Here is a 24,387-nt window from a genome sequence, read left to right on the forward strand (position 1 = left end):
TTCAGGCAGCATCGGAAGGAAAGGGAAGAGACATCATGGTCGAGATTCCATCCGGCAGCGCAGGCGCCATCCCCTCCGCCGAAGTCGAGGATGTCGAGCTTTATCATCCGAAAAGCTGGTGGACGAAATATGTGTTCAGCCAGGATGCCAAGATCATCGCCGTCCAATATTCGGTTACCGCCATCTCGATCGGCCTTGTGGCGCTGGTGCTCTCCTGGCTGATGCGTCTGCAGCTTGCCTTTCCCGGCTATTTTGCCTTCATCGATGCGGATCACTATTATCAGTTCATCACCATGCACGGCATGATCATGGTGATCTATCTCCTGACCGCGCTGTTCCTCGGCGGCTTCGGCAATTACCTCATTCCGCTGATGGTCGGCGCGCGAGACATGGTGTTTCCTTATGCGAACATGCTGAGCTACTGGATCTATCTGCTGGCCGTACTGATCCTGGCCGCGGGCTTTTTCGCCCCCGGCGGCCCGACAGGGGCCGGCTGGACGCTCTATCCTCCGCAGGCCGTCCTGTCAGGTACGCCCGGCGGCAAGGACTGGGGCATCCTCCTCATGCTCTCCTCGCTGATCGTCTTCATCATCGGTTTCACCATGGGTGGCCTGAACTATGTGGTGACGGTGCTGCAGGGACGCGCGCGCGGCATGACGCTGATGCGCCTGCCGCTTACCGTCTGGGGCATCTTCACTGCCACCGTGATGGCGCTGCTCGCTTTCCCTGCCCTGTTCGTCGCCTGCGTCATGATGCTGTTCGACCGCCTGCTCGGCACGAGTTTCTTCATGCCTGCCATCGTCGAAATGGGCGAGCAGCTGCAGCATGGCGGCGGCAGCCCGATCCTGTTCCAGCACCTGTTCTGGTTCTTCGGGCATCCGGAGGTCTATATCGTCGCGCTGCCGGCCTTCGGCATCGTCTCGGACCTGATCAGCACGCATGCGCGCAAGAACATCTTCGGCTATCGCATGATGGTCTGGGCGATCGTCATCATCGGCGCGCTGAGCTTCATCGTCTGGGCGCACCACATGTATGTCAGCGGCATGAACCCGGCCTTCGGCTTCTTCTTCGCCACCACGACGCTGATCATCGCCATCCCGACGGCGATCAAGGTCTACAACTGGGTGCTGACGCTATGGCGCGGCGATATTCACCTGACGCTGCCGATGCTCTTTGCGCTCGCCTTCATCGTCACTTTCGTCAATGGCGGCCTGACGGGTCTGTTCCTCGGCAATGTCGTCGTCGACGTGCCGCTGTCGGATACGATGTTCGTCGTCGCGCATTTCCACATGGTCATGGGCGTGGCGCCGATACTCGTCATCTTCGGGGCCATCTGTCACTGGTATCCGAAAGTGACGGGACGCATGCTGAACGAGACGCTCGGCCAGATCCACTTCTGGACCACCTTCCTCGGTACCTACGCGATCTTCTTCCCGATGCATTATCTCGGCCTGCTCGGCGTACCGCGCCGCTACTACGAGCTGGGCGAGACGGCCTTCGTTCCACCCTCGGCCCATACGCTGAACATCTTTATCACAGTCATGGCGCTGATCGTCGGGGCCGCGCAGATGGTCTTCCTGTTCAATCTGGTCTGGAGCCTTTTCCGCGGCAGAGAGGCAGGCGGCAATCCATGGCGGGCAACGACGCTGGAATGGCAGACGCCGCAGACGCCGCCCGCGCACGGCAACTGGGGCAAGGATTTGCCGGTGGTCTATCGCTGGGCCTATGACTACAGCGTGCCGGGAGCGGCTGAGGACTTCATTCCGCAGACGGTGCCGGCAAGCGGCGGCGTCACACGGGAGGTTCCGGCATGAACGTCACGCTGATCTTCCTTGCCGTCATCGGCGCCATCATCGTCTGGTGGCTCGCCGGACAACGGCTGACCTCGAAGCCGTGGCTCGAAACCGGGTCCGTGCAGCTGCCGGATCATCACGGCGCCGATCCGCAACAGTCGCCCGTGCCGGCGGTGAAAATCGGCCTCTTCGTGTTTCTCGGTGTCGTCGGCGCGCTCTTCAGCCTAGCCGTCAGCGCCTATTTCATGCGCATGGCGTCAGTGGACTGGTGGGCCACACCGGTTCCCCGGCTGCTCTGGGTCAACACCGCAGCGCTGGCATTAAGCAGTGTCGCGCTGCAATGGGCAAGAAGAGAGGTGGGGCACAGCCACATGGAAAGCCTGCGGCCGGTGCTTGCTGCCGCATTTGCCCTTGCCCTGTTGTTTCTCTTTGGACAGGTCCAGGCATGGCGGGAACTGACGGCGGCCGGCTACGTGCTGGCCGACAATCCCGCCAACAGCTTCTTCTACATGCTCACCGGCCTGCACGGCCTGCATATCCTCGGCGGGCTCGCCGTGCTCGCGCACACGACGGTCAGGGCATTTTCAACCGACGTCGCGCCGGAGAGGCTGCGCCTCAGCGTCGATCTTTCCGCCATCTATTCGCATTTCATGCTCGCCGTCTGGCTCTTGCTCTTTGCGCTCTTTGCCGGGTGGGCGAATGATTTCGTCGATCTCTGCCGCACATTGCTGAACTAGGGGCCGAACTGAGGGAGCTCAACGAGGAGATTTGCAGATGGTACAGACTATCGGGACACATGGCGAACCGGATCTCAGGCCGGTGGGCCTGCACGGTGTCGCCGCCGATTTCGCTTCGGATCAGCGCGCCTTCAAGACCGCCTCCTGGGGCAAGGCGATGATGTGGATCTTTCTCCTCAGCGACACCTTCGTCTTCGGCTGTTTCCTGATCGCCTACATGACCGCCCGCATGTCGACGCCGGTCGCATGGCCCAATCCGAGCGAGGTCTTTGCGCTGCATATCGGCGGCCAGGACGTGCCGCTGATCCTGATCGCGATCATGACCTTCGTGCTGATCTCGAGCAGCGGCACCATGGCGATGGCGGTCAATTTCGGCTATCGCCGCGAGCGCCGCACGACCGCGATCCTGATGCTGCTGACGGCTGTTCTCGGGGCATGCTTCGTCGGCATGCAGGCCTTCGAGTGGACGAAACTGATCAGCGAAGGCGTGCGCCCCTGGGAAAACCCCTGGGGAGCGGCACAGTTCGGATCGACCTTCTTCATGATCACCGGCTTTCACGGCACCCATGTCACGATCGGCGTGATCTTCCTCCTCATCGTCGCCCGCAAGGTCTGGCGGGGCGATTTCGACCAGGAACGGCGCGGCTTCTTCACCAGCCAGAGAGGCCGCTACGAGGCCGTCGAGATCATGGGCCTCTACTGGCACTTCGTCGATCTGGTCTGGGTCTTCATCTTCGCATTCTTCTATCTGTGGTGAGGTCGTCATGAACGAGACAACGGCGCATGCACACATCCAATCTGGACAGCAGCCGCAAACCGGGCAGCAGCATCCGATCCGGCTCTACCTCGTGGTCTGGGGCATGCTCTTCGTGCTCAGCGCCTTTTCCTACATGGTCGATTATCTCGGCCTCCAGGGCTATCTCAGATGGACGCTGATCCTGCTGTTCATGATGGCGAAGGCCGGGCTGATCGTTGCCGTCTTCATGCACATGGCCTGGGAACGGCTGGCGCTCGTCTACGCCATCATGCTGCCGCCGCTGCTGGTCCTGGTTTTCGTCGCGCTGATGGTATCGGAAGCGGACTATACGATCTTCACCCGCCTCGCCTTCTTCGGCACTGGTCCCTGAGGGGCAGTGCCGAAGTCGGTTTTCCGACCTACCGACCGGTGCCGCTCCCCAAGACGGGTTCCGGTTCAACGACCTTGCGATACAGATGCCAGGTCGCGTGGCCAAGTACGGGGATCACGATAGCCAGACCGGCAAAGAACATCGCAAAACCGACCGCCAGAAGCACCGCCACGATCAGACCCCAGAGCATGAATTCCATGGGATTGACCGCGAAGGCTTTCATCGAGGTATAAACCGCTGTCGCCGCACCGGTGTCACGATCAAGAAGCAGCGGAAATGCAATGACTGTGGTGCAAAGCACGGCCAGAGCAAAGAGGAAGCCGACGGCATTCCCGTAGAGGATCAGCTGCCAACCCCTGCTCGTCGCGAACACCTCGTTGACCAAAATCATCAGCGATTCCGGCCGTCCCGGCCCGAACAGGCTGACATAGAGCGACTGCGCCGTCAGGAGCCACAGAATAAAAATCACCGCCAGCATAAGGCCGATGGCGAGGATTGCCGGGACTGCCGGGGAATGCCTGATTTCGAGCGCATGCTGCCAGGAGGTGTCAAGGCCAAGCTCGCGCCGGCGACTGATTTCATAAAGACCAAGCGCCGCTATCGGACCGATCAGGGCAAAGCCTGACATGAGCGGGAACAGCAGCGGCAGCGCATTGGCACCGGATGTCCAATACGCGAGGACCACGCCGGCCACAGGGTAGATCAGGCAGAGAAAGACGTAGTGCGACGGCTTGGTCCAGAAATCATCCAACCCCTGACGCAGCGAGGTGAAGACATCGGCCACATTGATGCGCCGCACGGTGGGATAGGCCACCTTCCTGGCGCCTCCCGCGATCACGTGAAAATGTGCCATAACAATTCCTCTCCATTCTTGTCACAGACAACAACGACCACAACGGATGCCCGCGTGAGGAACAGCGCCATAGGACTGAACCTGCACGCGCGAAGATTATACGCCCCCGGTCGAAACTTGACCAGCGGCGCACCCTACGGCGCAGAATTGCTGCGCATCCAAGCGTCGTCACATAAACCATACGTCAGTGAGTGGGCATGGAATTGTCACGTTATCGAGCGGTGATCGAACTATGCCGCTGCTGCCTGAGATCGGGCAACGCGCCCGTCACGACTTTACAATGCGCCATGGCGCGGATGCGATGGATGTCAGTGGCGAGAGACGAGCGTCTGTGCAGTGGCATTACGAAGAGATTACGATGCACCAAGAAAATCGAGATGGAACGCCGCAGACCTCCGGCTGATCGGCCCCCCTGCATTGTCCGCTCTCGTTTTCGCAGCAGCAGATGGGAAGTCTCCGCCCGATTGTTGCCGACAAGTGAAAAGCGCAACGTGTCCTCAAACGCGCGCGCATGAGTTGCCGTGCGGAAATCCACTTTCATTGCATTCAAAACTTTAACGAAGCCGAGCAATATGAACATCAGACCCGCCGCTCCCGATGACGCGCAGGGCAGCACCGCAACGATCCCGGTGCGCATCTATCTGCTGATCCTCGACGGAGATTTCGGCGCCGCGATGGCGAGCATTCTACTGCGGCTCAGTGGCGTTGCTATCGACATCGACTTCCGCTTCCTGGGCAGAAACGAACAGGCACTTCTTTGAACGAGCCGTGAGCCGTGTGCAAACCGTTGATCGGCGAACCGCGGAGGACTTTTCAACGTGTTCAAAATCTGGTCGCCTTGAAGGGATCAGAACCGCCGTTCCAACTCGAAATGAGATCGATTTCAGTCGCTTGAGTTAGATCAACCACAGCGCAGAATGTTGCAGGACCGGCGTGTCTGCGCGCCCGATTACGTTTACATGTGCCGTACGGTCGGAGTAAAAATCAGGTCAATTTTCTCTACTCGGTAACCTCGGATGCTTGTGGTGTGGTAAGGAGCGCCAGGTAGCTCTTTGCTATCCGCATAAACTCGCGGTCGGTGTCGGATGCGACCTCAAGCTTTGCATGGCGGGCGTCAACCGCCGCCACCATTCTTTCGTCGATCTGCGGATCCGAGACACGCGCATGATCAACCAAAGCGCGGACGACGGTTTTCAACGCGAAGTTCTGTGCTGAAAGTGCGAGTTGCTTCCGTTCACTTTCATCTTTTTCGACATCCTCCCGGCGCTCTTTCCGCTTGCTGAGTGCTGCGGGGCTGCCACGCTCCCTTTCCCAATGATGGGCGACATTTCGGCCTGCATACAGGATTTTCCATGCGGTTTCGGGATCCCCTCCACTGTTCGTTTCCAGATTGGCCCCGCACAGGCGCAGGAACAGGTGGCGAAGGACACCATCCGCAAAGTAATCATGGGGTGATCTGCCCACGCCAAGTGAGAGAAGTTCATCCCCTGCGATCTTGACGGCGTTCTCCATCGCTTCATTGACAGCCGCCAGCAGGGCCTTATCTGCCGCCTGGAATCGGTTGGTTTCTTTCTGCATGCCGTCCTCTCATGCCTTTCAGCCGGGCTTTTCGGCAGGTTTATCACTTCCGAAGGACGTCCTGCCATTCCGGATGACGTTCAATCTGAGCTTTGGCAAACGGGCAGAGGGGAATGATCGTCACCCCTTCACGCCGGGCATCCTCGACCGCCTGGCGCACAAGGCGCTCACCGATCTTCCGGCCCCGCAAGGCGGCAGGAACGTCGGTATGGTCGATGATGATAAGGTCTTTGCCAGCGTGACTGTAGGTCATCTCCGCTTCGACGCCCTCAACCACTATTCGGTAGCGCCCCTTTGACGCCCCATCCTCCCGCTCAACCTCGTCGTTTACCGAGGGGGCGGGCTTCTTCAGACGTTCTGCATCCGGCGTGCGAGCGTTCCCGCGCTGCCCATGAGCGCATTCGAGCAGCTCACGGTCCCAGTCTCCCGGATCGGCGGCGGCTTCATAGGTCGACACGAGAAACGCCAGGAGGGCTTCGTCTGGATCGTCAGCAGATTGCACCGCATCGTAAGGCAAAATGAACTCGGACAGGCCCTCATGCCAGAAAGCAGCATCGGGCCGGACCGTCGCGCCGCGAAAGCCGTTCGGCGCCGGATAGGCATAAGCGTAGAACGCCGGATAATCGAGGCCGCCGCCGCCCGGCCAAAAGCCTGCCGAGGAAACCTCGCGGTCATAGGCTTCCTGGGCCACGCTGTCGGGAAGCGCCGGAATGCCGCCGGGATGGATTGGCGCGCGTCGTCCCGAAAAGCGGGTGACGGCCAGATCGAAACTTCCCCAGAAGAGATGAACCGGACTGGATTTTCCGAGAAACGAGGTCCGAAATGTCTTGAAAACCCTGTCTGCTGCCATCAACGCCTGATGAAAACGCGAAACGGCGTCTCGATCGTAAGGCCTTTCGCGATGGTCTTCTGTAAACGGTACAGGCTCCGCCACTTCATTCGGCTGGCCGTGGAAGTCCGGCGTACCGCCGAGCTCGGTAAGCAGGCGGGTGAAGCTGGCATGAAACTCTGCGACCGTGGATGTCCTCAGCGCAAAGGATGCCTGGCGGCCATCGCCGCTCTTTCCCACGACCGCATGCTCATGGAAGTCGAACAGGATCTCGATCCCAGGACCATCAGGGATCGAGGACGATGCCAAACCGGAAGGCGTCACGTAAAAGGTCGCGTTCCAGGAATGGTTGAGCCAAGGCGTATGGGCCAGCCGATACTTGCCGGCAACCTGGAGGTAGAGATGCAGCGCGGAACACGTCTCACGCCAGCTCAGGTAATCGAGGCTTGGCCATTTTTCGCTCATTTCGCTTTCTCCATGTTGTCGAACGAACAGGTCGGTTCGTGCATACCGTTGTTGATCGATCAGGCATGCCGGCAATCGCCGAACCACACCGTCAGTCCGGAAGGGGGATATGCTCATCCCGGTCATTGATGGGCAGATCGAAGCGTCCCTTGCCCCAGTTCTCTGCGCGCCATTCGGCCTTGGCTTCTTCGATACGCTCCTTTGACGAAGCGACAAAGTTCCACCAGATGTAACGTGGTCCGGAGAGTGTCGCGCCACCGAGGATCATCAGCCTTGCACCTCTGTCACCGGCCGCGACAGTGATCTTGTCGCCGGGGCGGAACACCATCATTTGCGGCGCTTCGAACTCCTGGCCGGCGATCGAGACCGAGCCTTCGACGATATAGATGCCTCTGTCCTCGTGATTGTCCGGCAACGGCAGTCGGCGCCCTGATGCCAGCGTCACGTCGGCATAGAATGTCTCGGAGAACATGGTGGCTGGGGCGATCTGGCCGTAGGCGTTCCCCAAGATGAGCCGCACAGAAACGCCCTGGTCCTCGATGACTGGCAATACGTCTTTGCCGTGGTGCTCGAACGTGGGCTCCACGTCTTCGTGGCTGTCAGGCAGAGCAAGCCAGGTCTGGATTCCGAACAAGCTGTTCGGCCCGGTTCGGGCCGTTGCCGTCGTGCGCTCCGAATGCGACACGCCGCGGCCGGCAACCATCCAGTTCAACTCGCCGGGACGGATGATCTGGTCGGCGCCGGTGCTGTCGCGATGGTGAAAGTCGCCGCGATAGAGATAGGTGACCGTGCCGAGGCCGATATGTGGGTGCGGCCGGACATCAATGCCTTGGCCTGTCAGGAGTTCGGCCGGGCCGGCCTGGTCAAAAAAAATGAAAGGTCCGACCATTTGCCGCTTGGGCGCAGGCAAGGCGCGTCGAACTTCAAAACCGCCTAGGTCCCGGGCACGCGGAATGATGAGGGTTTCGATCGCGTCAATACCGACCTCGTCAGGGCAACCTGGTTCGATTGCGGGGTTCCAGCTCATGTCATCGTCCTTTTCTGTCCTACGTGGACCGTAATGTCGAAGGTCGATCGTCCACGCTCGTAAAGCGCGATTTCAATCCAGGCCAACCAGTTTCAGCCCCAGTTTCAGCCGAAGTGCGTCAAGCTCTTCGTCGGATTTCTCGCGGACTGCGCGCAGCATGGCCTCGGCATCGTCGCCGATAGGCGCCCGGAGGGGAGCGGGGTGCTGCTCGGCGATCTCGATTATGCGTGCTGCGGCCACGGATCGAGCCATGCCGGTTGCCTGCAAGCTTTCGAGCCCGGCGGAAAAGGTGCTGAACCTCTTGCCGTACAGCTTGCGTTCACCCGGCGTCATCGTCTCTGTCGCCCGCTTCAGAGCTGCAGCACTCCCCTCAGTGCTCCCTTGTTCCAGATTGCCGACAGAAGCGATCACGACGTCGATCCCGAAAGGCCTCAGTTCGGCACGATAGGCTGCCGAGAACACTTCGATGGCAGCGCTCGATGCGTGCGACGGTCCGTTAAAGGGGAGAGGAACGCTGGCGGACCAAGCGCTGATCTGCACGATCCGGCCGTGCGCCTTGCGCAACGCTGGCAGGAACGCGTTTATGACGGACAGAGTGCTAAAAACGTTCACTTCAAATACATTTCGAATGGAATCAAGCGAGACGACCTCGATCGGGCCTGGCGCGAAGACGGTCGCGTTGTTGATCAATATATTGATGCCGCTATTGCCAAGCGCGTCGGTCACTCCTCCGACCCAGGCGAGGAGACCATCCACCTTGGTCACGTTGCAGACCGCCAAGCTGACACGCCCGCCGGAGGCCTCCTTGAGCTCGCGGGCCTCGGCTGCCGAGACGGCCGTCCCGAAGACGATATATCCCCTTGCGGCAAACCCGAGTGCAATATCGCGGCCAAGACCGCTGCCCGCGCCAGTGATAGCGACAGCACGAGCCTGACGTGACGACGATGCGATCATGATGGTTCCTTCACGGATTGCTTGACCTCAGGACTTCGCTCTCACCGTTCTGATGATCGGCGCGACTTCCATGCCCAGAAGTTCGATCGATTGCTTCATCGCCGCCGGCTCAAGAGCCGCCGTGCTCATCTGGAAGGTGATGCGGGAGATGCCCCCAAGCGTCTCACTGGCATAACGCATCTTGGCTGCGACCGTTGCAGGATCACCGACGAGGAACGCACCCTGTGGACCGGCCATCGCGTCGAACTGCTGGCGCGTCGGTGGCGACCAACCGCGCTCACGACCGATCGTCGCCGTCAGATGTGCCCAGCCGGGGAAGAAGGCATCCCTGGCTGCCTGGTAGGTTTCGCCGACAAAGCCCATGGCGTGGACACCGACCTTGAGCTTGGCCGGCTCATGTCCAGCGCGCACACCACTCTCACGATAGAGATCGACGAGCGGACGAAAATGTTCGAAACTGCCGCCGATGATCGCTACCATCAGCGGCAGGCCGAGCGTGCCGGCGCGAGCAAAAGATTGCGGGGTACCGCCGACGCCGATCCAGAGCGGAATCTGCGGCTGATGCGGACGCGGGAAGACGCCCTGCCCTCTCAGTGCCGGGCGGAAACGCCCATCCCAGGTGATACTGGTCGTCTCACCGAGCTTGAGAAACAGGTCGAGCTTCTCCGCAAAGAGTTCGTCATAGTCACGTGTATCGAGACCGAACAGCGGATAGGCCTCGATAAATGAACCTCGTCCAACGACGACTTCAGCGCGGCCCTTGGAAATCAGATCAAGCGTTGCAAATTCCTGGAAGACCCGCACCGGATCGGCAGCGCTCAGAACCGTCACTGCGCTTGTCAATCTGATACGGCTTGTCCGCGCTGCTGCTGCGGCTAAAATGACCGCAGGTGCGGAATCAAGAAATTCGCCGCGATGGTGCTCGCCGATACCGAAGACATCAAGTCCGACCCTGTCTGCGGTCTCCACTTCCTCGATGAGTTCGGCCATGCGTTCGGTCGGAGACGGGAGCTTTCCTGTCGCCGGATCCGGGAGGATGGCCGCAAAGCTGTCGATGCCAATTTCCATGAAAAGCCCTCGCAATATGGTTGATCAGTCGATGTCGCCTGCGATTGAGACCGGGGGCAATAACGCGTAGCCACAGTAAAGTCCCCTGAAACGACGGTCCCGCGCAATTGCTTGCGCGGAATATAGAAATTCGAATTACGCCGTTTCGGTGCGGATCTCTGCTTCCTTCGGGTCGAACATGGCGGTGCCGCCGAGGGTTGCCGCGGCCGGTACTTCATCCTGGAGCACATCCCAGTGCTCGACGAGCTTGCCGTTCTCGACACGGAAGAGATCGACCACGATTTGCGTATTTTCGGCCCAGCCGCGGATGCGGCCATGGATGGCGACGAAATTCCCCTCGGCGAGCATGAGGCCGGGTTCGTAGTACACGTCCTGCGGCAGGTTGCTGACCAGCGCCTGCAGGGCGTCGCGGCCTTGGGGGATGTTGGGATTGTGCTGGACGTAATCCTGGGCGTACAGCCGCTCGACGGCCGCCACCTCGTGACGCTGGAACAGCGAAGTCATCGCCTCGCGCACCAGCGTCTTGTTGCGCTGGGGACGATCGTCGATGATACGATCGGGGGCACGCGTAATGGCAATCGACCCGGTCATCCGCAGGAACTGGCCGTTCGCCAATGTCGCATGCGAGTGGATCAGGCCACGGTCGTAGTCCTGGACGTTGGTGACTGTGGCACCGTCCTTCTCCTGCCAGCTGACGGCAAACATGCTGTTGCCAAGCGGCACGACGTGAATATCGACGATCTCGATGTGAGCAAGCGGCCCCTCCTTGATCTCGAACTTCAATTGCGTGTCGGATAAAAGCGACAGGCTCGCTGTGAAGTTTGTGTAGGAAACATCCAACTCCAAACCAACGGGAAAATGATCGATCGACAAATTCATGGTCCTTTTTCATGTTCGCTGGAGAGGGATGGCGAGGTTCGGCAATACATCGTCGAAGCCTCGCCATCCGCGTCAGATCATCAGGCTATTTTGGGAACCGGCGTGTTGAGCAGCTGCTGTTCCCAGAGATAGGCAATGCCGCTGCCGCCAACATGCTGGATGATGACATCGGTGACCTTGGCAGCGCTTTCGGCTCGGGCCCAGTCACGCTGCCATTCGGCCGCCAGTGCAAGCCAGGTCATCATATTCGCGCCGGCCGCGATCATGCGCTGGATGGCGAGTTGATGAGCTTCGACCGAAACACCGCCGGAAGCGTCGGTGATGACCGTCACGTCCCAGCCTTCGCCGAGCGCCTGGATCGCCGGCATCGCAACGCATACCTCTGTCCACAGGCCGGCGATGACCAGCTGCTTGCGGCCCGTTGCCTTGACCGCGTCCACAACCTTCTGGTCCTGCCAAGTATTGATGAAAGTCCGGTCGATGATTTCCTGGCCGGGGAATACGTCCGCGATCTGCGGAAACAGGTTGCCACCCCGTTCGGCGATGACGGTGGTCAGGATCGTGGGCACGCCAAAAGCCTTTGCGGCCTTGGCCAGGCCCACGGTGTTGTTGACTACCATCTGCGGCTCGTGGCTGTTCAGGTTCGCAAGCTGGTAGGGCTGGTGGTCGATCAGAACCAGTACCGAATCTTCGGGACGAAGGAGTGACGAAAGGCCGTTACGAAAGGTCATGATAAATCCTCTACTGTCATTTTGTCGGTGTGTTGAACTATTTGAGCGGCATGCGCTGACAGCGGCGCTGCCGTCGGCGCGGACAGTGTCATTCCACCAAATGATGCGATAGTGCTCGTTCTTGCAAAGCTGTGTCGCGAAACGGGGAACACAAATTGGACATCGAAGACCTGAGGACGTTTGTGGAGGTTGCAAACGCTGGAGGTGTCACGGCCGCCGGGTTGCGACTTGGTGTCTCGAAGTCGATGGTCAGCCGACGGCTGGTCCGGCTTGAGGAGGAACTCGGCGTGCAGCTTCTTGCGAGAAGCACTCGTGGCGCCGCGCTCACGGAGGCGGGCAGCACATTCCGGGATTATGCAGCAAGAGTCTGTGCGGAAATCGACGTGGCGAAGGAAACGATCTTGCCTGCCGGTGAGCTTCGCGGGCGCTTGCGGATCGCTGCACCGCTGTCGTTCGGGCCAACGCACTTCGCTAACGTCTTAGCGGAGATGGCGCGCCGACATCCGCTTCTGCAAATCCAGACCTGTTACAGTGACCAGGTGGTCGATCTCATCACAGAAGGCTACGACTGTGCCATACGGCTCGGCTATCTTCAGGACTCCAATCTGATCGCGAGACGCGTCGGGCCGATCTACGGGAAGCTTGTTGCGAGCCCCGACTATGTTGAGAAACACGGATCTCCCGAGACGCCGGAAGATCTCGCCAACCATCAGGCTCTCATGCAGGGAACGGAAGCTTGGCAGTTTCTGGATGGCGAGAAGATCATTACGGTCAATCCGCGAGGGCGCTTCAAAGCTGACAACGCCGTTGCTCTCACGGCCGCCGCGGTAGCGGGTATTGGGATAGCCTATCTCCCCGAAGGGCTTATCAAAGAGCATGTTGCCTCGGGTGCGCTTGTTTGCGTAATGACAAACTATCCCCCACCGACGGCTGGGATTTATGTTGTGCGGCCACCGGCTCAATATCCGGCCAGGAAAGTGCGCGTCCTGACCGAAATGCTGATCGAATGCTTCGATGATGGTGCGGCCTCGGAGGCTTAAGGCGGCTTTCGCCTTTCGCAGCGGATTGGCGTCGGTACGTTGATCGGCACTCTAGACGATCAGATGTCGCCTGTAGAACGTTGCCAGCCGGTCGACCGCTTGGTCCACGTACTCCGGCTTGTAATACATGTCGTAATGGCCAGCTCCTTCAACGACAAAAAAATCCTTCTCAGCGGATGGAGAGAGATCGAACAGGCGTTTGCCGGCCTCATATTGACCAGTCGTGCCGTGCCGACCGCCAACAATTACCTGGAGGGGTTGGGTCAGCAGGTCGGGCACGAGGTTGAGGGCATCGAAACTGAGCAGGTTGCCGTAGCTGACAAAGAGCAGGCGGTTGCTGGAGTTCGGGTGGCGATATCGCGATTCCCGGTAAAAGTTGACAGCCTCCAACAAGTCCGGGTCGGTGATGCCTGCGACTTTCGCCTTTTCCAGGCTGTCAGGGATCCAGGGATCCCGGCGCAAATCATCGCCCCGTGCTTCGGCCGTCCGCTGGTTTCCAACGTCCACAAGGGTTTTGCCCACGTCCGGAAGTATTTTGCGGAACGCCTGTCCGATGTCGTTCGCCACCACCGTTCCGACCGCCTTGAACCGAAGCTCTGTCAGTGCCGCATTGATCGCGTAGCCACCGCCGGCGCAAATGCCCAGAAGGCCGACGCTATCCTCGTCCACATAAGGCAACGTCATCAGGTAATCGACCGCACAACGGATGTCTTCAACGCGGGCGGCCGGGTCCTCGAGATCACGCGGTTCGCCGCTGCTGGCATTGTAAACTTAACGTTCACGAGGCAATCGTAGGCCGCTTGCACCATGGCGGTTCAGGCGCGAGCGATTTTTGCCCACAGGTTCATCGCCTCTGAACGTAGTTCGCGATGATCACTGGAGGAGATGTCATGTCTGGGGATTTGGAACAGGTTGGCAATTGGATCATGGATGGAGACGAAGCGCTGCAAATGGCGCTGTGACTTGAAGCGTTTCATGATCCGTTCCCGTCGCCGGACTGGCTGGTGGGAATTTTCCGCCCGATTATTCAAGCTTTTATGCGAACGGTGTTCGACACTTGGCATAATCTCACGCTTTGCAGCGTCGTAGGATCGAAGCTTGTCGGTGATCATCACTCGCGGCGCGCGGCCTTGGCCCTTCAACAGCCGGCTGAGCGGCGGCGGATCTCGCTGGCAAAGGCCCGCCCGAATTTCTCTGCCCACAGCCGGACCGTCTGGTGCGAGACAATAATCCCTCGCGCCGCCAGCATGTCCTCGACCATCCGCAAGCTGAGAGGAAAACGGAAATAGAGCCAGACAGCATGGGCGATGATCTCCGGGGTAAAGCGATGGCGGCGGTAGAGTGGGTCACGATCTGTCATGGGATCGTGTCCCATCGCGTGGTGTAGGTGACGGGGTGGTCACCAGTGTTTTCCGGTAGGGTCGGGTTGTTCAAGACCAACCTGATGGAAGACCACCGATGACCGACGACATGATGAACCTGCGCTCACTCGTTGAGAAGAGCGCTGACGCCGATTTGCTGCGCGAGATGATCGGGTTTGCTGCCGAGAAGCTGATGGCGCTGGAGGTCGGCACGAAGACGGGCGCGGGCTATGGCGAGAAGAATGGCTTCCGACTGGCCCAGCGTAACGGCTATCGCGACCGGGACTGGGAGACACGGGCGGGCACCGTCGAGCTGCGCATTCCGAAGCTTCGCACAGGCAGCTATTTCCCAAGCTTCCTTGAACCGCGACGTATGGCGGAGAAGGCCCTGACGGCGGTGATCCAGGAAGCCTATATCCAGAGCGTTTCAACCCGATCCGTCGATGATCTCGTCAAGGCCATGGGCATGAGCGGCATCTCCAAGAGCCAGGTGTCCCGGCTGTGCGAAGAGATCGACGAGAAGGTGAAGGCCTTTCTCGACAGGCCCATCGAGGGGGAATGGCCCTACTTGTGGATCGATGCCACCTACCTCAAGGTCCGGCGCGGTGGGCGGATCGTCTCTGTCGCGGTCATCATCGCCGTCGGCGTCAACACAGACGGACGTCGTGAGGTGCTCGGCATGGAGATCGGCACATCCGAGGCCGAAGCGATCTGGACGGAATTCCTGCGCAAGCTGACAAGGCGGGGCCTGCGTGGCGTCAAGCTTGCTGTCTCCGATGCCCATGAAGGCATCAAGGCGGCTGTTTCGAAGGTTCTGTCCGCCACCTGGCAGCGCTGCAGGGTTCACTTCATGCGCAATGCCTTGGCCCATGTCGGAAAGAGTGGACGCCGCGTTGTCTCCGCCTTCATCGCTACTGCATTTGCACAAGACACACCGGAGGCGGCAAGCACCCAGTGGCGCAATGTCGCCGATCAGATCAGGCCGAAGGTGCCGAAACTCGCCAGTCTCATGGACGGCGCCGAGCAAGACGTGCTCGCCTATATGACCTTTCCCAGACAACACTGGGCCAAGCTCCACAGCACCAATCGGTATCGCCAAGTTGTTTGAAGCAAGTTGCGCGCGAGCAACTGGACCGAGCTCAGGTGGTCATTTCTGCGGTGTAGTCATGCCAGAGGGCAAACGCATCCGCCCTGGCGTGACGGCAAGACGCGGCGTTGATTTTGTGGCGGCGGGGCCGGAAGATCAGATTGATCTGGTCGTGGGCAGCGAGAAACCTCTGTGCTTGCCGCGGCGACTTGAATCGGCCGAATATCTTCTCCCGCTTTCGTGTCGGCCTGTGCGAGACTTCGACCGCATTATTGAGCCCTTTGTGCGCCCGATGCTCGGCGCCTGCCGCGAGGGTTCGGATCGGCTTGATGTCGCTGCGGAGTTTGTCCGTAACGACAACCCTTGGCATGCCGAACCGAGCAACCAGGCCGCGCAGGAAACGCCTTGCGGCCTTCGCATTTCGACGTGGCTGAACCAGAATGTCGAGCACATGGCCGTCCGCGTCGATGGCCCGCCATAGCCAATGCTTTTTGCCACGGATCGTGATCACGACCTCATCGATGTGCCATTTATCGCGAGACGCAGGTCGATCTCGCCGGACACAAACTGCAAAATGCCGCCCGAAGCGATTGACCCAAAGCCGGATTGCTTCCCGGCTGACAATGACACCGCGTTCGGCAAGCAGGTCTTCCACGTCGGCGGTGCTGAGCGCGAAGCGATGATAAGCCCATACCGCATAGGCGATGATTTCACGGGCAAAGCGAAAGCCTTTCAGGCGCGGCATTTGGCACGGGATATTCATCCGGCTCGAATAGCCCACGCAGACAAGTCAAACAACTTGGCAATACCAAATCAAGCGGCGTCTCGACGGGATCACGCACAAAGCTCTTGCTGATGCGTTGAAGAGGCTTGAGCGGAATGGCCTTGTTACGAGAACGGTACTCCCAACGCAATCTGTTGGCGTAGAGTACGCAATCACTCCAATAGGCCATTCACTGCGGGAGCCATTTGAAGCATTGTGCTCGTGGGCAGCGGCCAACGGCGACAAGGTCGAGGCAGCCGCGCTGCGCTATGACAACATGGGAAATCGTCGCTGACAATGTCGCTGTGTCCGCTTCTGGCGCGTCTGAGCCGTTCAGCACACGCATCCTGATTTGGTCATTTGCGGGGTTTGTTGCGCTCTAAAATTGCTCCTCGTGATCTTTGATATATAGAAGCTAATGATCGAACAATGTCCGGTTTTGCCGCTTTCGAGCCGAAAGCTCTACTACGCATTCTTAGGTCCTTAAATATATCTTTACCGCCCGCCGTGACTATAGCGGTTTCTCAACCTCAGGTTATGGTTGGCCATGAGCAGACGGTGCACAGACAGTTCGAACCTTGCATCCTGGGCCGCAGCCGCCGGGCGCGAAATCTTGCGGATCGGCTATTCGGATCGCATCATCGGACAGATGATTCCCGATGTTCTGCGGGTCATCGTTGAGACCAGACAATTGCAATTGGAGCCCAAGGCCGCCGTTTATCTCAATGGCGACATCGCGCAGACGGCGATGTTGGCGGGCCATTACAACATCCATTGGTCTCAGATCGAAAACTCTATTGCCATATGCGACACGGTCCAGATCGGCCCCGATCCCCATCTCGACCTCACACGGATAATGGTTCCAATCGGAGGTCCTGCTACAGAGCCTGTCGGCACCCTGTTGGTCTATACCGGCAACGACGGTGACTACCAATATGCAGTTGCGCTCGCCATGTTGGCACAAGACATTTATACCGTCATTGACGGCAAGCGGCAGAGGGCCGACAAGAAGTCGGCGCCTGTGCCGGGGGTAAGCCGCCGGCTTGTCGATGAAACAGATGGAGGAAATCTGGGTGACAATGTCCTCGACCTCCTACGGATGACAATCGACAATTTCCCCGGCGGCATATGTGTCCTGTCCAGTGACCTGACGGTCGCCATGACCAATAAGCGCTTCTATGAGATTCTGACCCTGCCCGAGGCGCTGTTTCCCGCCGGCAGCAATTTCGGAGACATTCTGCGGTTCAATGCGGCTCGCGGCGAATATGGCCAGGGCGATGTTGAGGAATTGGCGCAAGAGCGCATTCGCCACGTCAAATTGTTTGTCGACCATGCGTTCGATCGCGATACCGCTTCCGGGCTTGTGCTCGAGGTTCGCTCCACCCCGTCGCCCGGCGGGGGATGTGTCCTGACCTATGTCGATGTCACCGCCCGCAAGATGGCCGAGCGCGAATTGCTGCACCATCGTGACCGGTTGGAGGAGATCGTGACGGAACGCACGGCCGAAATCGAGATGCAGGCAAAGAAGCTGGAGCGGTTGCTGAACCAAGAACGGCATGTCAACGAACAGCAGCGCCAGTTCGTGGCCATGGCATCGCATGAGTTCCGCACGCCGCTGGCCATCATAGACGGGGCGGCCCAGCGTCTGATACGGCGTAAAAGCGAAGTTACGCCCGAATTCGTTGGCGAGAAGGTCGGTCAGATCCGTAGCTCGGTATCGCGCATGGTCGACCTGATGGAAAGCATCCTCGCTGTCGGCCGGCTCGACCATGGCATGGTCGACGTCCGGCCGGAACCCTGCGCCATTGCTGATCTGATCCGGCTTTGCGCCGGAAGCCAGCGCGATATCACGCCCAGCCATCGCTTCAATCTGGATCTGGAGCATCTGCCGACGACGATCGCGGCTGATCGGTCTGCACTGCAGCAGGTCTTTACCAACCTTCTCTCCAACGCAGTCAAATATGCACCCAACTCACCCGAGATCGACGTTCGGGGATGGCAGGAAAACGGCAGCGTTCATGTATCTGTCAGGGATCAGGGCATCGGGATCGACGCCGACGACCTGCCGAAGATGTTCCAGCGTTATTTTCGGGCACGCACGTCCACCGGCATAGCCGGGACGGGCATTGGGCTCAACTTGGTGCAGCAGATCGTCGAACTTCACCGGGGCACGATTTCGGTCACAAGTGAAAAAGATCAGGGGTCGGTCTTCACCATCACCCTTCCATTTGCTGCAGCCGACAAGATCACATCAGATATCCACAAAACAGAGCCTGCCTGAGGGGGGATTCAGCATGAGCAAGATTACTATCCTGTGCATCGAAGACGAGGACGCGATTCGCACTCTCGTGGTGGAAGAACTGGAGGATGCCGGCTTCAACACGTTGCAGGCCAGCAACGGCTCCTGAACATTAAAGGGGCACGGATATACGGTAGCGGCTTCAGCCGGGGGCGCGGCTTGCTCAAAGCGGCAAACTAAGGTCTTCGGCGGCGATATGGCTGACGGTTTCGACGAACAGTGCGCACTCGGCCTGCATGACGTTTCGTTCGATGGTTTCGACAGTATCGACCGGTGTGATTTCGACCGATTTACGGGCAATGACGCGGCCGTGATCATATTCGCCATCTACCAGATGCACTGTTGCCCCGGTTATAGTCTCTCCAGCATCGAAGACGGCTTGGTGAACACTGCGGCCATACATGCCTTTCCCGCTGAACTTGGGAAGGAGTGCAGGATGGACGTTCAATATCCGACCTTCAAAGGCTTCCAGTGTCCGCTTGTGTTCCGGCGTGCAAATTTGACCCCGTTGGCGGGGTAATCGGCGTCCAATTTTGCCCCCCCTCAGATTTCATCTGACCATCCGGCTTTTGACGGCGGATGGAGCGGGAGTTGAAGCGAGTGGATACGATTGCGCGTGTTCGACGGGCCTTCCATGTGCAGGGCTGGTCGGTGAAGAAGATTGTCCGGGAACTCCACGTGTCGCGCAACACGGTTCGCAAGATTCTGCGTTCCGACGAGACCGATTTTGCCTATGAACGCGAGCGACAACCGCTGCCGAGGGTCGGAGCCTGGAAGGCCGAGATCGAGCGGTTTCTGGTTGCCAATGAGGGCAAGCCGTCGCGTGAACGGCTAACGCTGATCCGGATTTACGAGGAGGTTCGGGCACTCGGCTACGATGGCAGTTATGACGCGATCCGGCGATACGCCAAGACCTGGGCGAAGAACCGGGGAGCCGTGACGGCGGAAGCCTATGTGCCCCTCTATTACGCGCCAGGAGAAGCCTACCAGTTCGACTGGAGCCACGAGATCATTCTGGTCAACGGGGTGACAACGACCGTGAAGGTCGCGCACGTCCGGCTCTGCCACAGCCGGATGATGTTCGCCCGAGCCTATATGCGTGAGAGCCAGGAGATGGTGTTCGATGCCCATGACAAGGCCTTCGCCTTCTTCCGTGGCACCTGCACGCGCGGCATCTACGATAACATGAAGACTGCGGTCGAGGCGGTGTTCGTCGGCAAGGAGCGACAATACAATCGCCGCTTCCTGCAGATGTGCAGCCACTATCTGGTCCATCCCGTTGCCTGCACGCCCGCATCCGGATGGGAGAAGGGACAGGTCGAGAACCAGGTCGGTCTCGTGCGCGAGCGCTTCTTCACGCCACGCCTACGGGTCAAAAGCCTGGAGGAGCTGAACGTCTGGCTGCTCGACAAATGCGTCGCCTACGCCAAGGCACACCGCCATCCCGAGCAGACCGAGCGGATGATCTGGCAGATTTTCGAGGAGGAGCGCGGCAGCCTGGTGCACTACGTTGGACCGTTCGATGGCTTCCACTGCGTTCCCGCCTCGGTGTCGAAGACCTGCACGGTCCGCTTCGACAACAACAAATACTCGGTCCTATCGACGGCGGTCGGCCGCCCTGTTGAGGTTCACGCCTATGCCGAGAAGATCGTCATCAGGCAGGACGGCGTGAACGTCGGTGAGCATCCTCGTTGCTTTGGCCGTGGCGAGGCGATCTACGATCCCTGGCATTACGTCCCTGTTCTGGCTCGTAAACCCGGTGCTTTGCGCAATGGTGCGCCGTTCCGGGAATGGGTCTTACCCGCAGCGATGGAGAAAGTGCGCCGGCGGCTGAAGAGCGTCCATGATGGTGATCGGCAGATGGTCACCATCCTCGGCTGTGTTCCCACCGACGGTCTGGCGGCTGTCGATGCTGCCTGCCAGGAGGCTTTGGATCACGGCGTCTGCTCAGCCTCGGTGATCATCAACATTCTGGCCCGCAGCCGTGATCCGGCTCCGGCCGCAACCCTGCAAACCCCGGATGCGCTGCGTCTGACCCATGAACCGGTCGCCGATTGCGCACGCTATGACAGCCTCAGGAGGGCAAGCTGATGGAACGCACGCAAGTTCTCGAACTGATGAGCACGCTGAAGCTCTATGGAATGCGCAGCGCCTACGACGAGGTCATGGGCAACGGCATCAAACGGCAGCACGAACCGCCGCGCATCGTCGGCGATCTCTTGCAATCGGAGATCGCCGAGAAGCAGGCACGCTCCATTCGCTACCAGCTCAGCATCGCCAAGCTGCCGCTCGCCAAGGACATCGATGACTTCGACTTCGCCGATACGCCCGTCAATGAATCCCTGGTGCGGGAGCTGGCAACCGGCACCTTCGTCGCCGATCAGCGCAATGTCGTTCTCGTCGGCGGCACGGGAACCGGAAAGAGCCACCTCGCCATCGCAATTGCCCGTGCGTTGATCCGCAACGGAACACGCGGGCGCTTCTTCAACGTCGTCGATCTGGTCAATCGGTTGGAAACGGAAACGCGTAGCGGCAAGCAAGGGCGGACGGCCGACTATCTCAACCGTCTCGACTTCATCATCCTCGACGAACTCGGATACCTGCCTTTCGCCCAGGCCGGAGGTCAGCTCCTGTTCCATCTGATCAGCAGGCTCTACGAGCGCACGTCGATCATCGTCACCACGAACCTGGCGTTCGGCGAATGGCCATCAGTGTTCGGGGACGCCAAAATGACGACAGCACTTCTGGACCGTCTGACCCATCATTGCGAGATTGTCGAAACCGGAAACGAGTCCTGGCGCTTCAAGAACCGCTCTCAAGGCTAAAGCCGAAGACGATCATCACCCGCACTTGGCCTACCCTCTGCAACCCCGGCCAGCGCCGGGCAGGCCAAGCGCTGATCTACACCACCAGGGGGGCAAAATTGGATGCCGATAAGGGGGGAATTTTGGACGCCGATTGACAGCCAGAAACGCCAAAAGCCCCGTGCTGGGGCTTTGATGTTGATCGTTTGCGTTTGATTTTTGGTTGCGGGGGCCTGAGCCCACGGAGACTTGCAAATATTTTGCTCTTGGACAGATTCGAACCGCCGACAGGTCGGTCGGAGTTCCAACCTAGAAGACCGAGCAAGCGAGACCTCAGCTCATCCACTGCCCGCCGTCGACATTGTAACATTGCGCAACAACGTAGCTGGCATCCGAGGAGGCCAAAAATACTGCCATTCCGGTGAGGTCTTCCGCCCTACCCATGCGTCCGAAAGGAACGGCAGCGGCGACTTCCTTCTTCTTTTGCCCAGGAGCTTTGTTTTCGTATTTGGCGAAGAAGGCATCGACGCCGTCCCAGTGCTCACCGTCAACGACACCTGGAGCGATGGCGTTGACGTTGATCTTGTGTTCGATGAGGTTCAATGCAGCCGATTGAGTGAGGCTGATGATTGCCGCTTTTGTGGCGCAGTAGACCGCCACAAGCGGCTCTCCCCGGCGGCCCGCCTGGGATGCCATGTTGATGATCTTGCCGCCCTTGCCTTGTGAAATCATCTGCTTCGCGACAGCCTGCAGCATGAACAGCGAACCGTAGACGTTCACGTCGAAGGCTCTCCGGTAGTCAGCCTCAGTGATTTCCACAATCGGGGCCGCCGTGAAGAGCGCCGCGTTGTTGATCAGGATGTCGATGCTCCCGAATGCACCCGCCACCTTGGCGACAGCCTCGTCAATGCTCTGCTTGTTCGTCACGTCGACCTTCACCGCGATGGCGCTATCGCCGAGTTCCATTGCCGCGGTTTCTGCGCGGGCGATGTCGATGTCGCAGATTGCCACGCCCGCACCTTCGGCGATGTATGCTCTGGCAAAGGCAAGGCCGATGCCTCGCGCGGCTCCCGTGATGATGGCTGTCTTGCCCTCCAATTTTCCTGGCATCTAAAACCTCCGACGTTTGTTCTGGTTATCTGAGTGGGTCAGAGCATTTTTGGGAAATGCTCGAGGAGATACCGTTGAAAAAAGCCCTCTATGAGGTCTGTGGTGCGGCCATCGAGATCGCCCGCATCTTGCTGCACGGACATTTCTACGGGAAGCCCGTGGTCTCTTAGCCTGTGACAGACGCTAAGATTTGCCAGCAGATCGGGGTCCCGGATATCGCTGAGAACAAGGATCGGAGGCCATTCGAAAGGGAGAGTTAAGCCGCTCTTCAAACGCATCGTAAAGGGGAACATCTGCACTGCAGCGATTTCGGCGAGACGCCCTAGAAAACCTTTGGCGCGACCGTTAACCACGATTGCGCCCGGCAGAGGTTCGCCCTTGAATGCGTCGCCGATGAGGTCGGCAAGGGCGTCCGGGTCCTCCTGTGATCGCAAAACGACTCCCACACAGGTAGAGTTGACAGTGCGTTCGAGGTCCTGCCAAGCGGCCTTCAATGAAACGGTTTTGTCAGGCAAGTGGGGCGCCGCCGGGAGGGCACCCGCCCGTCCGCGAACAAAGAACTGGTAGGCTCCTTCATCAGGAACCTCCGCGACCGCGCAATGCGTCTGCACAAACCCTGAAAACGCGATATTACGAGTGTCGGATGACAATGCTATTTTGCTTAGCACGATAGACCTCCCCGAAGACTGCTGAAGTCATATCGTGAGGCGATGGGGCGAACTAGCGTCTCGGATGCGCGAAAATGACGCTTTTATATCCGTTTTCATTTCGCGATCAGGGAGTCCCGTGATCACTTAAGGCAATATCACGTCGGTTCCCGAGATCGCCTGAACTGGCGGTAGCGGCGGGGAGGCATTCCTCGAAGCTCCCGAAAGGTCTTGTTGAAATTCGACAGGTTCCAATAGCCGACCTCGGCAGCGATCTCCGTCACCGCCAGTTCGCTCCGGTCGAGAAGCTCACAAGCCTTGGCCATGCGCAGTTCGCTGAGGTATCTGCTGAACGTGGTCCCGGTGTTCTTCTTAAAGAACCTCGAGAAGGAGGTTTTTGTCATGCCGGCCATTTCAGCAGGCTGATGAAGGCGGAGGTCGTTTCTGTAATTCACGGACATCCAAGTGAGGATGTCGCGGAGGACGTGGTTAGTGGAGACCTCGATCTGGGGTGCGAAATTCTCCGACGACAGCAACTGCCGCTCGTTACTCGTCGAAAGAATATGCAGAAGAGCGAAAAACAGTCCCAGCCGCTCCAACCCGCACTTGCTTCCGATAGCCTCGACGATCTCCGCTCCCCTGCTTCTTGTTTCTCCCGCGAAGGCCAATCCGCGACGGGCAAGTAGCAGAAACTGTTTCAGTTTCGTCAACTCCGGAAACGGGCCTGCCGCTTCCATGATCCTGTCCTCGTCGAACTGAAGGATCACGTCCCGGCTCTCCACCTTCTCGCCATCCGCGAGCGGTGTCACCCAGTTGTGGGGAAGGCCGCGTCCGATGACGAAAAGATCGCCATCCGTGAACGCGCCTATATGGTCGCCCACATGGCAGGTGCCTCCAGCATTCTTGACTAAGTGTATTTCGCACTCGGGATGGGCGTTCCACACGCTCCAGGAAAGGGGATAGTCGTCCGTTCGCCAGACGAAACATTCGGTTGGTGGCGGAACGATTGGTTCATAAACGGGAGGGCGCCCCTGCCTACGCATCATTGTGCGGCTTCTCCTTGAAGAATTAGATGAACCTCTGCGTCGCGACCAGCACTAGCCACGACCGCCGGTGTTTCCAGTCCTGCAGATGGGCTGCAGCATTTCTGCCTGCAATGCATTCATCGGGCGATGCAGACGATGTTTTCGTTGCTTCCGTAAGACATCAAGCCTTGAGCAGAAACCATCGTTCAG

At 59.2% G+C, this 24,387-nt stretch carries 23 protein-coding genes and 4 pseudogenes; 11 read left to right on the forward strand and 16 right to left on the reverse strand.

Features of this window, described 5'->3' with window-relative positions; genetic code table 11:
* The first annotated feature begins 35 nt into the window (after positions 1-35).
* The 4 genes from LZK81_RS18920 to LZK81_RS18935 are packed head-to-tail and all read left to right on the forward strand — an operon-like array spanning position 36 to position 3,657.
* Positions 36-1,814 carry a cytochrome c oxidase subunit I gene (locus LZK81_RS18920; protein WP_233954250.1) on the forward strand — a complete coding sequence of 593 codons (1,779 nt, stop codon included), beginning with the start codon at positions 36-38 and terminating at the stop codon, positions 1,812-1,814.
* Positions 1,811-2,530 (forward strand): cytochrome c oxidase subunit 3, encoded by a 720-nt coding sequence (locus LZK81_RS18925; RefSeq protein WP_233954251.1) that lies wholly within the window; start codon positions 1,811-1,813, stop codon positions 2,528-2,530. Before LZK81_RS18920 ends, LZK81_RS18925 begins: the two co-directional genes overlap by 4 nt.
* A gap of 37 nt (positions 2,531-2,567) precedes the next feature.
* On the forward strand, positions 2,568-3,287 hold the full coding sequence (locus LZK81_RS18930; protein WP_233954252.1) for a heme-copper oxidase subunit III family protein: 720 nt from the start codon (positions 2,568-2,570) through the stop codon (positions 3,285-3,287).
* Between the two features lie 7 nt (positions 3,288-3,294).
* Positions 3,295-3,657 (forward strand): cytochrome C oxidase subunit IV family protein, encoded by a 363-nt coding sequence (locus LZK81_RS18935; protein WP_046607899.1) that lies wholly within the window; start codon positions 3,295-3,297, stop codon positions 3,655-3,657.
* Between the two features lie 28 nt (positions 3,658-3,685).
* On the opposite strand, the gene LZK81_RS18940 is transcribed toward LZK81_RS18935, so the two are convergent.
* Positions 3,686-4,510 (reverse strand): DUF2189 domain-containing protein, encoded by an 825-nt coding sequence (locus LZK81_RS18940; protein ID WP_046607898.1) that lies wholly within the window; start codon positions 4,508-4,510, stop codon positions 3,686-3,688.
* Positions 4,511-4,721: 211 nt separating this feature from the next.
* Positions 4,722-5,090 (reverse strand): hypothetical protein, encoded by a 369-nt coding sequence (locus LZK81_RS18945; protein ID WP_418936454.1) that lies wholly within the window; start codon positions 5,088-5,090, stop codon positions 4,722-4,724.
* On the opposite strand from LZK81_RS18945, the gene LZK81_RS18950 reads away from it, so the two are divergent.
* Positions 5,083-5,271, forward strand: a complete 189-nt coding sequence (locus LZK81_RS18950; RefSeq protein WP_046607897.1) for a hypothetical protein — start codon at positions 5,083-5,085, stop codon at positions 5,269-5,271. The two genes, LZK81_RS18945 and LZK81_RS18950, sit on opposite strands and share 8 nt — an antisense overlap.
* Before the next feature lie 238 nt (positions 5,272-5,509).
* On the opposite strand, the gene LZK81_RS18955 is transcribed toward LZK81_RS18950, so the two are convergent.
* From LZK81_RS18955 to LZK81_RS18985, 7 genes are all read right to left on the reverse strand, one after another.
* The gene (locus LZK81_RS18955) at positions 5,510-6,088 is read right to left on the reverse strand and encodes a hypothetical protein (protein ID WP_233954253.1); all 579 of its coding nucleotides are present in this window, start codon (positions 6,086-6,088) and stop codon (positions 5,510-5,512) included.
* Positions 6,089-6,131: 43 nt separating this feature from the next.
* Positions 6,132-7,382, reverse strand: coding sequence for a DUF5996 family protein (locus LZK81_RS18960; RefSeq protein ID WP_233956620.1), 1,251 nt, complete (start codon positions 7,380-7,382; stop codon positions 6,132-6,134).
* A gap of 91 nt (positions 7,383-7,473) precedes the next feature.
* Positions 7,474-8,409 carry a pirin family protein gene (locus tag LZK81_RS18965; protein WP_233954254.1) on the reverse strand — a complete coding sequence of 312 codons (936 nt, stop codon included), beginning with the start codon at positions 8,407-8,409 and terminating at the stop codon, positions 7,474-7,476.
* 72 nt (positions 8,410-8,481) lie between these two features.
* Positions 8,482-9,363 carry an SDR family NAD(P)-dependent oxidoreductase gene (locus LZK81_RS18970; RefSeq protein ID WP_233954255.1) on the reverse strand — a complete coding sequence of 294 codons (882 nt, stop codon included), beginning with the start codon at positions 9,361-9,363 and terminating at the stop codon, positions 8,482-8,484.
* A 27-nt stretch (positions 9,364-9,390) separates the two neighbouring features.
* Positions 9,391-10,431 carry an LLM class flavin-dependent oxidoreductase gene (locus LZK81_RS18975; protein ID WP_233954256.1) on the reverse strand — a complete coding sequence of 347 codons (1,041 nt, stop codon included), beginning with the start codon at positions 10,429-10,431 and terminating at the stop codon, positions 9,391-9,393.
* 135 nt (positions 10,432-10,566) lie between these two features.
* Entirely contained in the window at positions 10,567-11,310 is a 744-nt protein-coding gene (locus LZK81_RS18980; protein ID WP_233954257.1) for a MoaF-related domain-containing protein, read from the reverse strand.
* A gap of 80 nt (positions 11,311-11,390) precedes the next feature.
* On the reverse strand, positions 11,391-12,041 hold the full coding sequence (locus LZK81_RS18985) for a hydrolase (RefSeq protein ID WP_233954258.1): 651 nt from the start codon (positions 12,039-12,041) through the stop codon (positions 11,391-11,393).
* 155 nt (positions 12,042-12,196) lie between these two features.
* Between LZK81_RS18985 and LZK81_RS18990 the strand changes: the two genes are divergently transcribed.
* On the forward strand, positions 12,197-13,081 hold the full coding sequence (locus tag LZK81_RS18990; RefSeq protein WP_233954259.1) for a LysR family transcriptional regulator: 885 nt from the start codon (positions 12,197-12,199) through the stop codon (positions 13,079-13,081).
* A 51-nt stretch (positions 13,082-13,132) separates the two neighbouring features.
* Here the strand turns inward: LZK81_RS18990 and LZK81_RS18995 are convergent, their stop codons facing one another.
* A complete protein-coding gene (locus LZK81_RS18995) occupies positions 13,133-13,765 on the reverse strand; it encodes an alpha/beta hydrolase (RefSeq protein WP_233954260.1) in 633 nt (210 codons plus the stop codon).
* Between the two features lie 131 nt (positions 13,766-13,896).
* A pseudogene (locus LZK81_RS19000) lies at positions 13,897-14,441 on the reverse strand (IS6 family transposase).
* A 98-nt stretch (positions 14,442-14,539) separates the two neighbouring features.
* On the opposite strand from LZK81_RS19000, the pseudogene LZK81_RS19005 reads away from it, so the two are divergent.
* Positions 14,540-15,529 (forward strand): annotated as a pseudogene (locus LZK81_RS19005) (IS256 family transposase); the annotation flags it as partial.
* Positions 15,530-15,581: 52 nt separating this feature from the next.
* Here the strand turns inward: LZK81_RS19005 and LZK81_RS19010 are convergent.
* Entirely contained in the window at positions 15,582-16,292 is a 711-nt protein-coding gene (locus LZK81_RS19010) for an IS6 family transposase (protein ID WP_233956621.1), read from the reverse strand.
* Between the two features lie 46 nt (positions 16,293-16,338).
* Between LZK81_RS19010 and LZK81_RS19015 the strand changes: the two are divergent.
* Both LZK81_RS19015 and LZK81_RS19020 read left to right on the forward strand, forming a co-directional pair.
* Positions 16,339-16,587: pseudogene (locus LZK81_RS19015) on the forward strand (winged helix-turn-helix transcriptional regulator); the annotation flags it as partial.
* A gap of 318 nt (positions 16,588-16,905) precedes the next feature.
* Positions 16,906-18,573 (forward strand): PAS-domain containing protein, encoded by a 1,668-nt coding sequence (locus LZK81_RS19020; protein WP_233954261.1) that lies wholly within the window; start codon positions 16,906-16,908, stop codon positions 18,571-18,573.
* Between the two features lie 181 nt (positions 18,574-18,754).
* Here LZK81_RS19020 and LZK81_RS19025 read toward each other — a convergent pair whose 3' ends face one another.
* Complete coding sequence (locus LZK81_RS19025) at positions 18,755-19,039, reverse strand: formyltransferase family protein (protein ID WP_233954262.1); 285 nt, start codon at positions 19,037-19,039, stop codon at positions 18,755-18,757.
* 143 nt (positions 19,040-19,182) lie between these two features.
* On the opposite strand from LZK81_RS19025, the pseudogene istA reads away from it, so the two are divergent.
* Together istA and istB are read left to right on the forward strand one after the other, a co-directional pair.
* Positions 19,183-20,676, forward strand: a pseudogene (gene istA, locus LZK81_RS19030) (IS21 family transposase); the annotation flags it as partial.
* A 5-nt stretch (positions 20,677-20,681) separates the two neighbouring features.
* The gene (gene istB, locus LZK81_RS19035; RefSeq protein WP_046611191.1) at positions 20,682-21,416 is read left to right on the forward strand and encodes an IS21-like element helper ATPase IstB; all 735 of its coding nucleotides are present in this window, start codon (positions 20,682-20,684) and stop codon (positions 21,414-21,416) included.
* A gap of 312 nt (positions 21,417-21,728) precedes the next feature.
* Here istB and LZK81_RS19040 read toward each other — a convergent pair whose 3' ends face one another.
* The 3 genes from LZK81_RS19040 to LZK81_RS19050 all read right to left on the reverse strand — a co-directional run bounded on the left by LZK81_RS19040 (position 21,729) and on the right by LZK81_RS19050 (position 24,198).
* Positions 21,729-22,505 (reverse strand): L-iditol 2-dehydrogenase, encoded by a 777-nt coding sequence (locus tag LZK81_RS19040; RefSeq protein ID WP_046607744.1) that lies wholly within the window; start codon positions 22,503-22,505, stop codon positions 21,729-21,731.
* A 38-nt stretch (positions 22,506-22,543) separates the two neighbouring features.
* Positions 22,544-23,173: a hypothetical protein gene (locus LZK81_RS19045; RefSeq protein WP_233954263.1), complete on the reverse strand. Its 630-nt coding sequence runs from the start codon at positions 23,171-23,173 to the stop codon at positions 22,544-22,546.
* Between the two features lie 137 nt (positions 23,174-23,310).
* Positions 23,311-24,198 (reverse strand): AraC family transcriptional regulator, encoded by an 888-nt coding sequence (locus LZK81_RS19050; protein ID WP_233954264.1) that lies wholly within the window; start codon positions 24,196-24,198, stop codon positions 23,311-23,313.
* Positions 24,199-24,387: the final 189 nt, after the last annotated feature.

It is taken from the genome of Neorhizobium galegae (assembly GCF_021391675.1).
GTDB classification, from domain to species: Bacteria; Pseudomonadota; Alphaproteobacteria; order Rhizobiales; family Rhizobiaceae; genus Neorhizobium; species Neorhizobium galegae_B.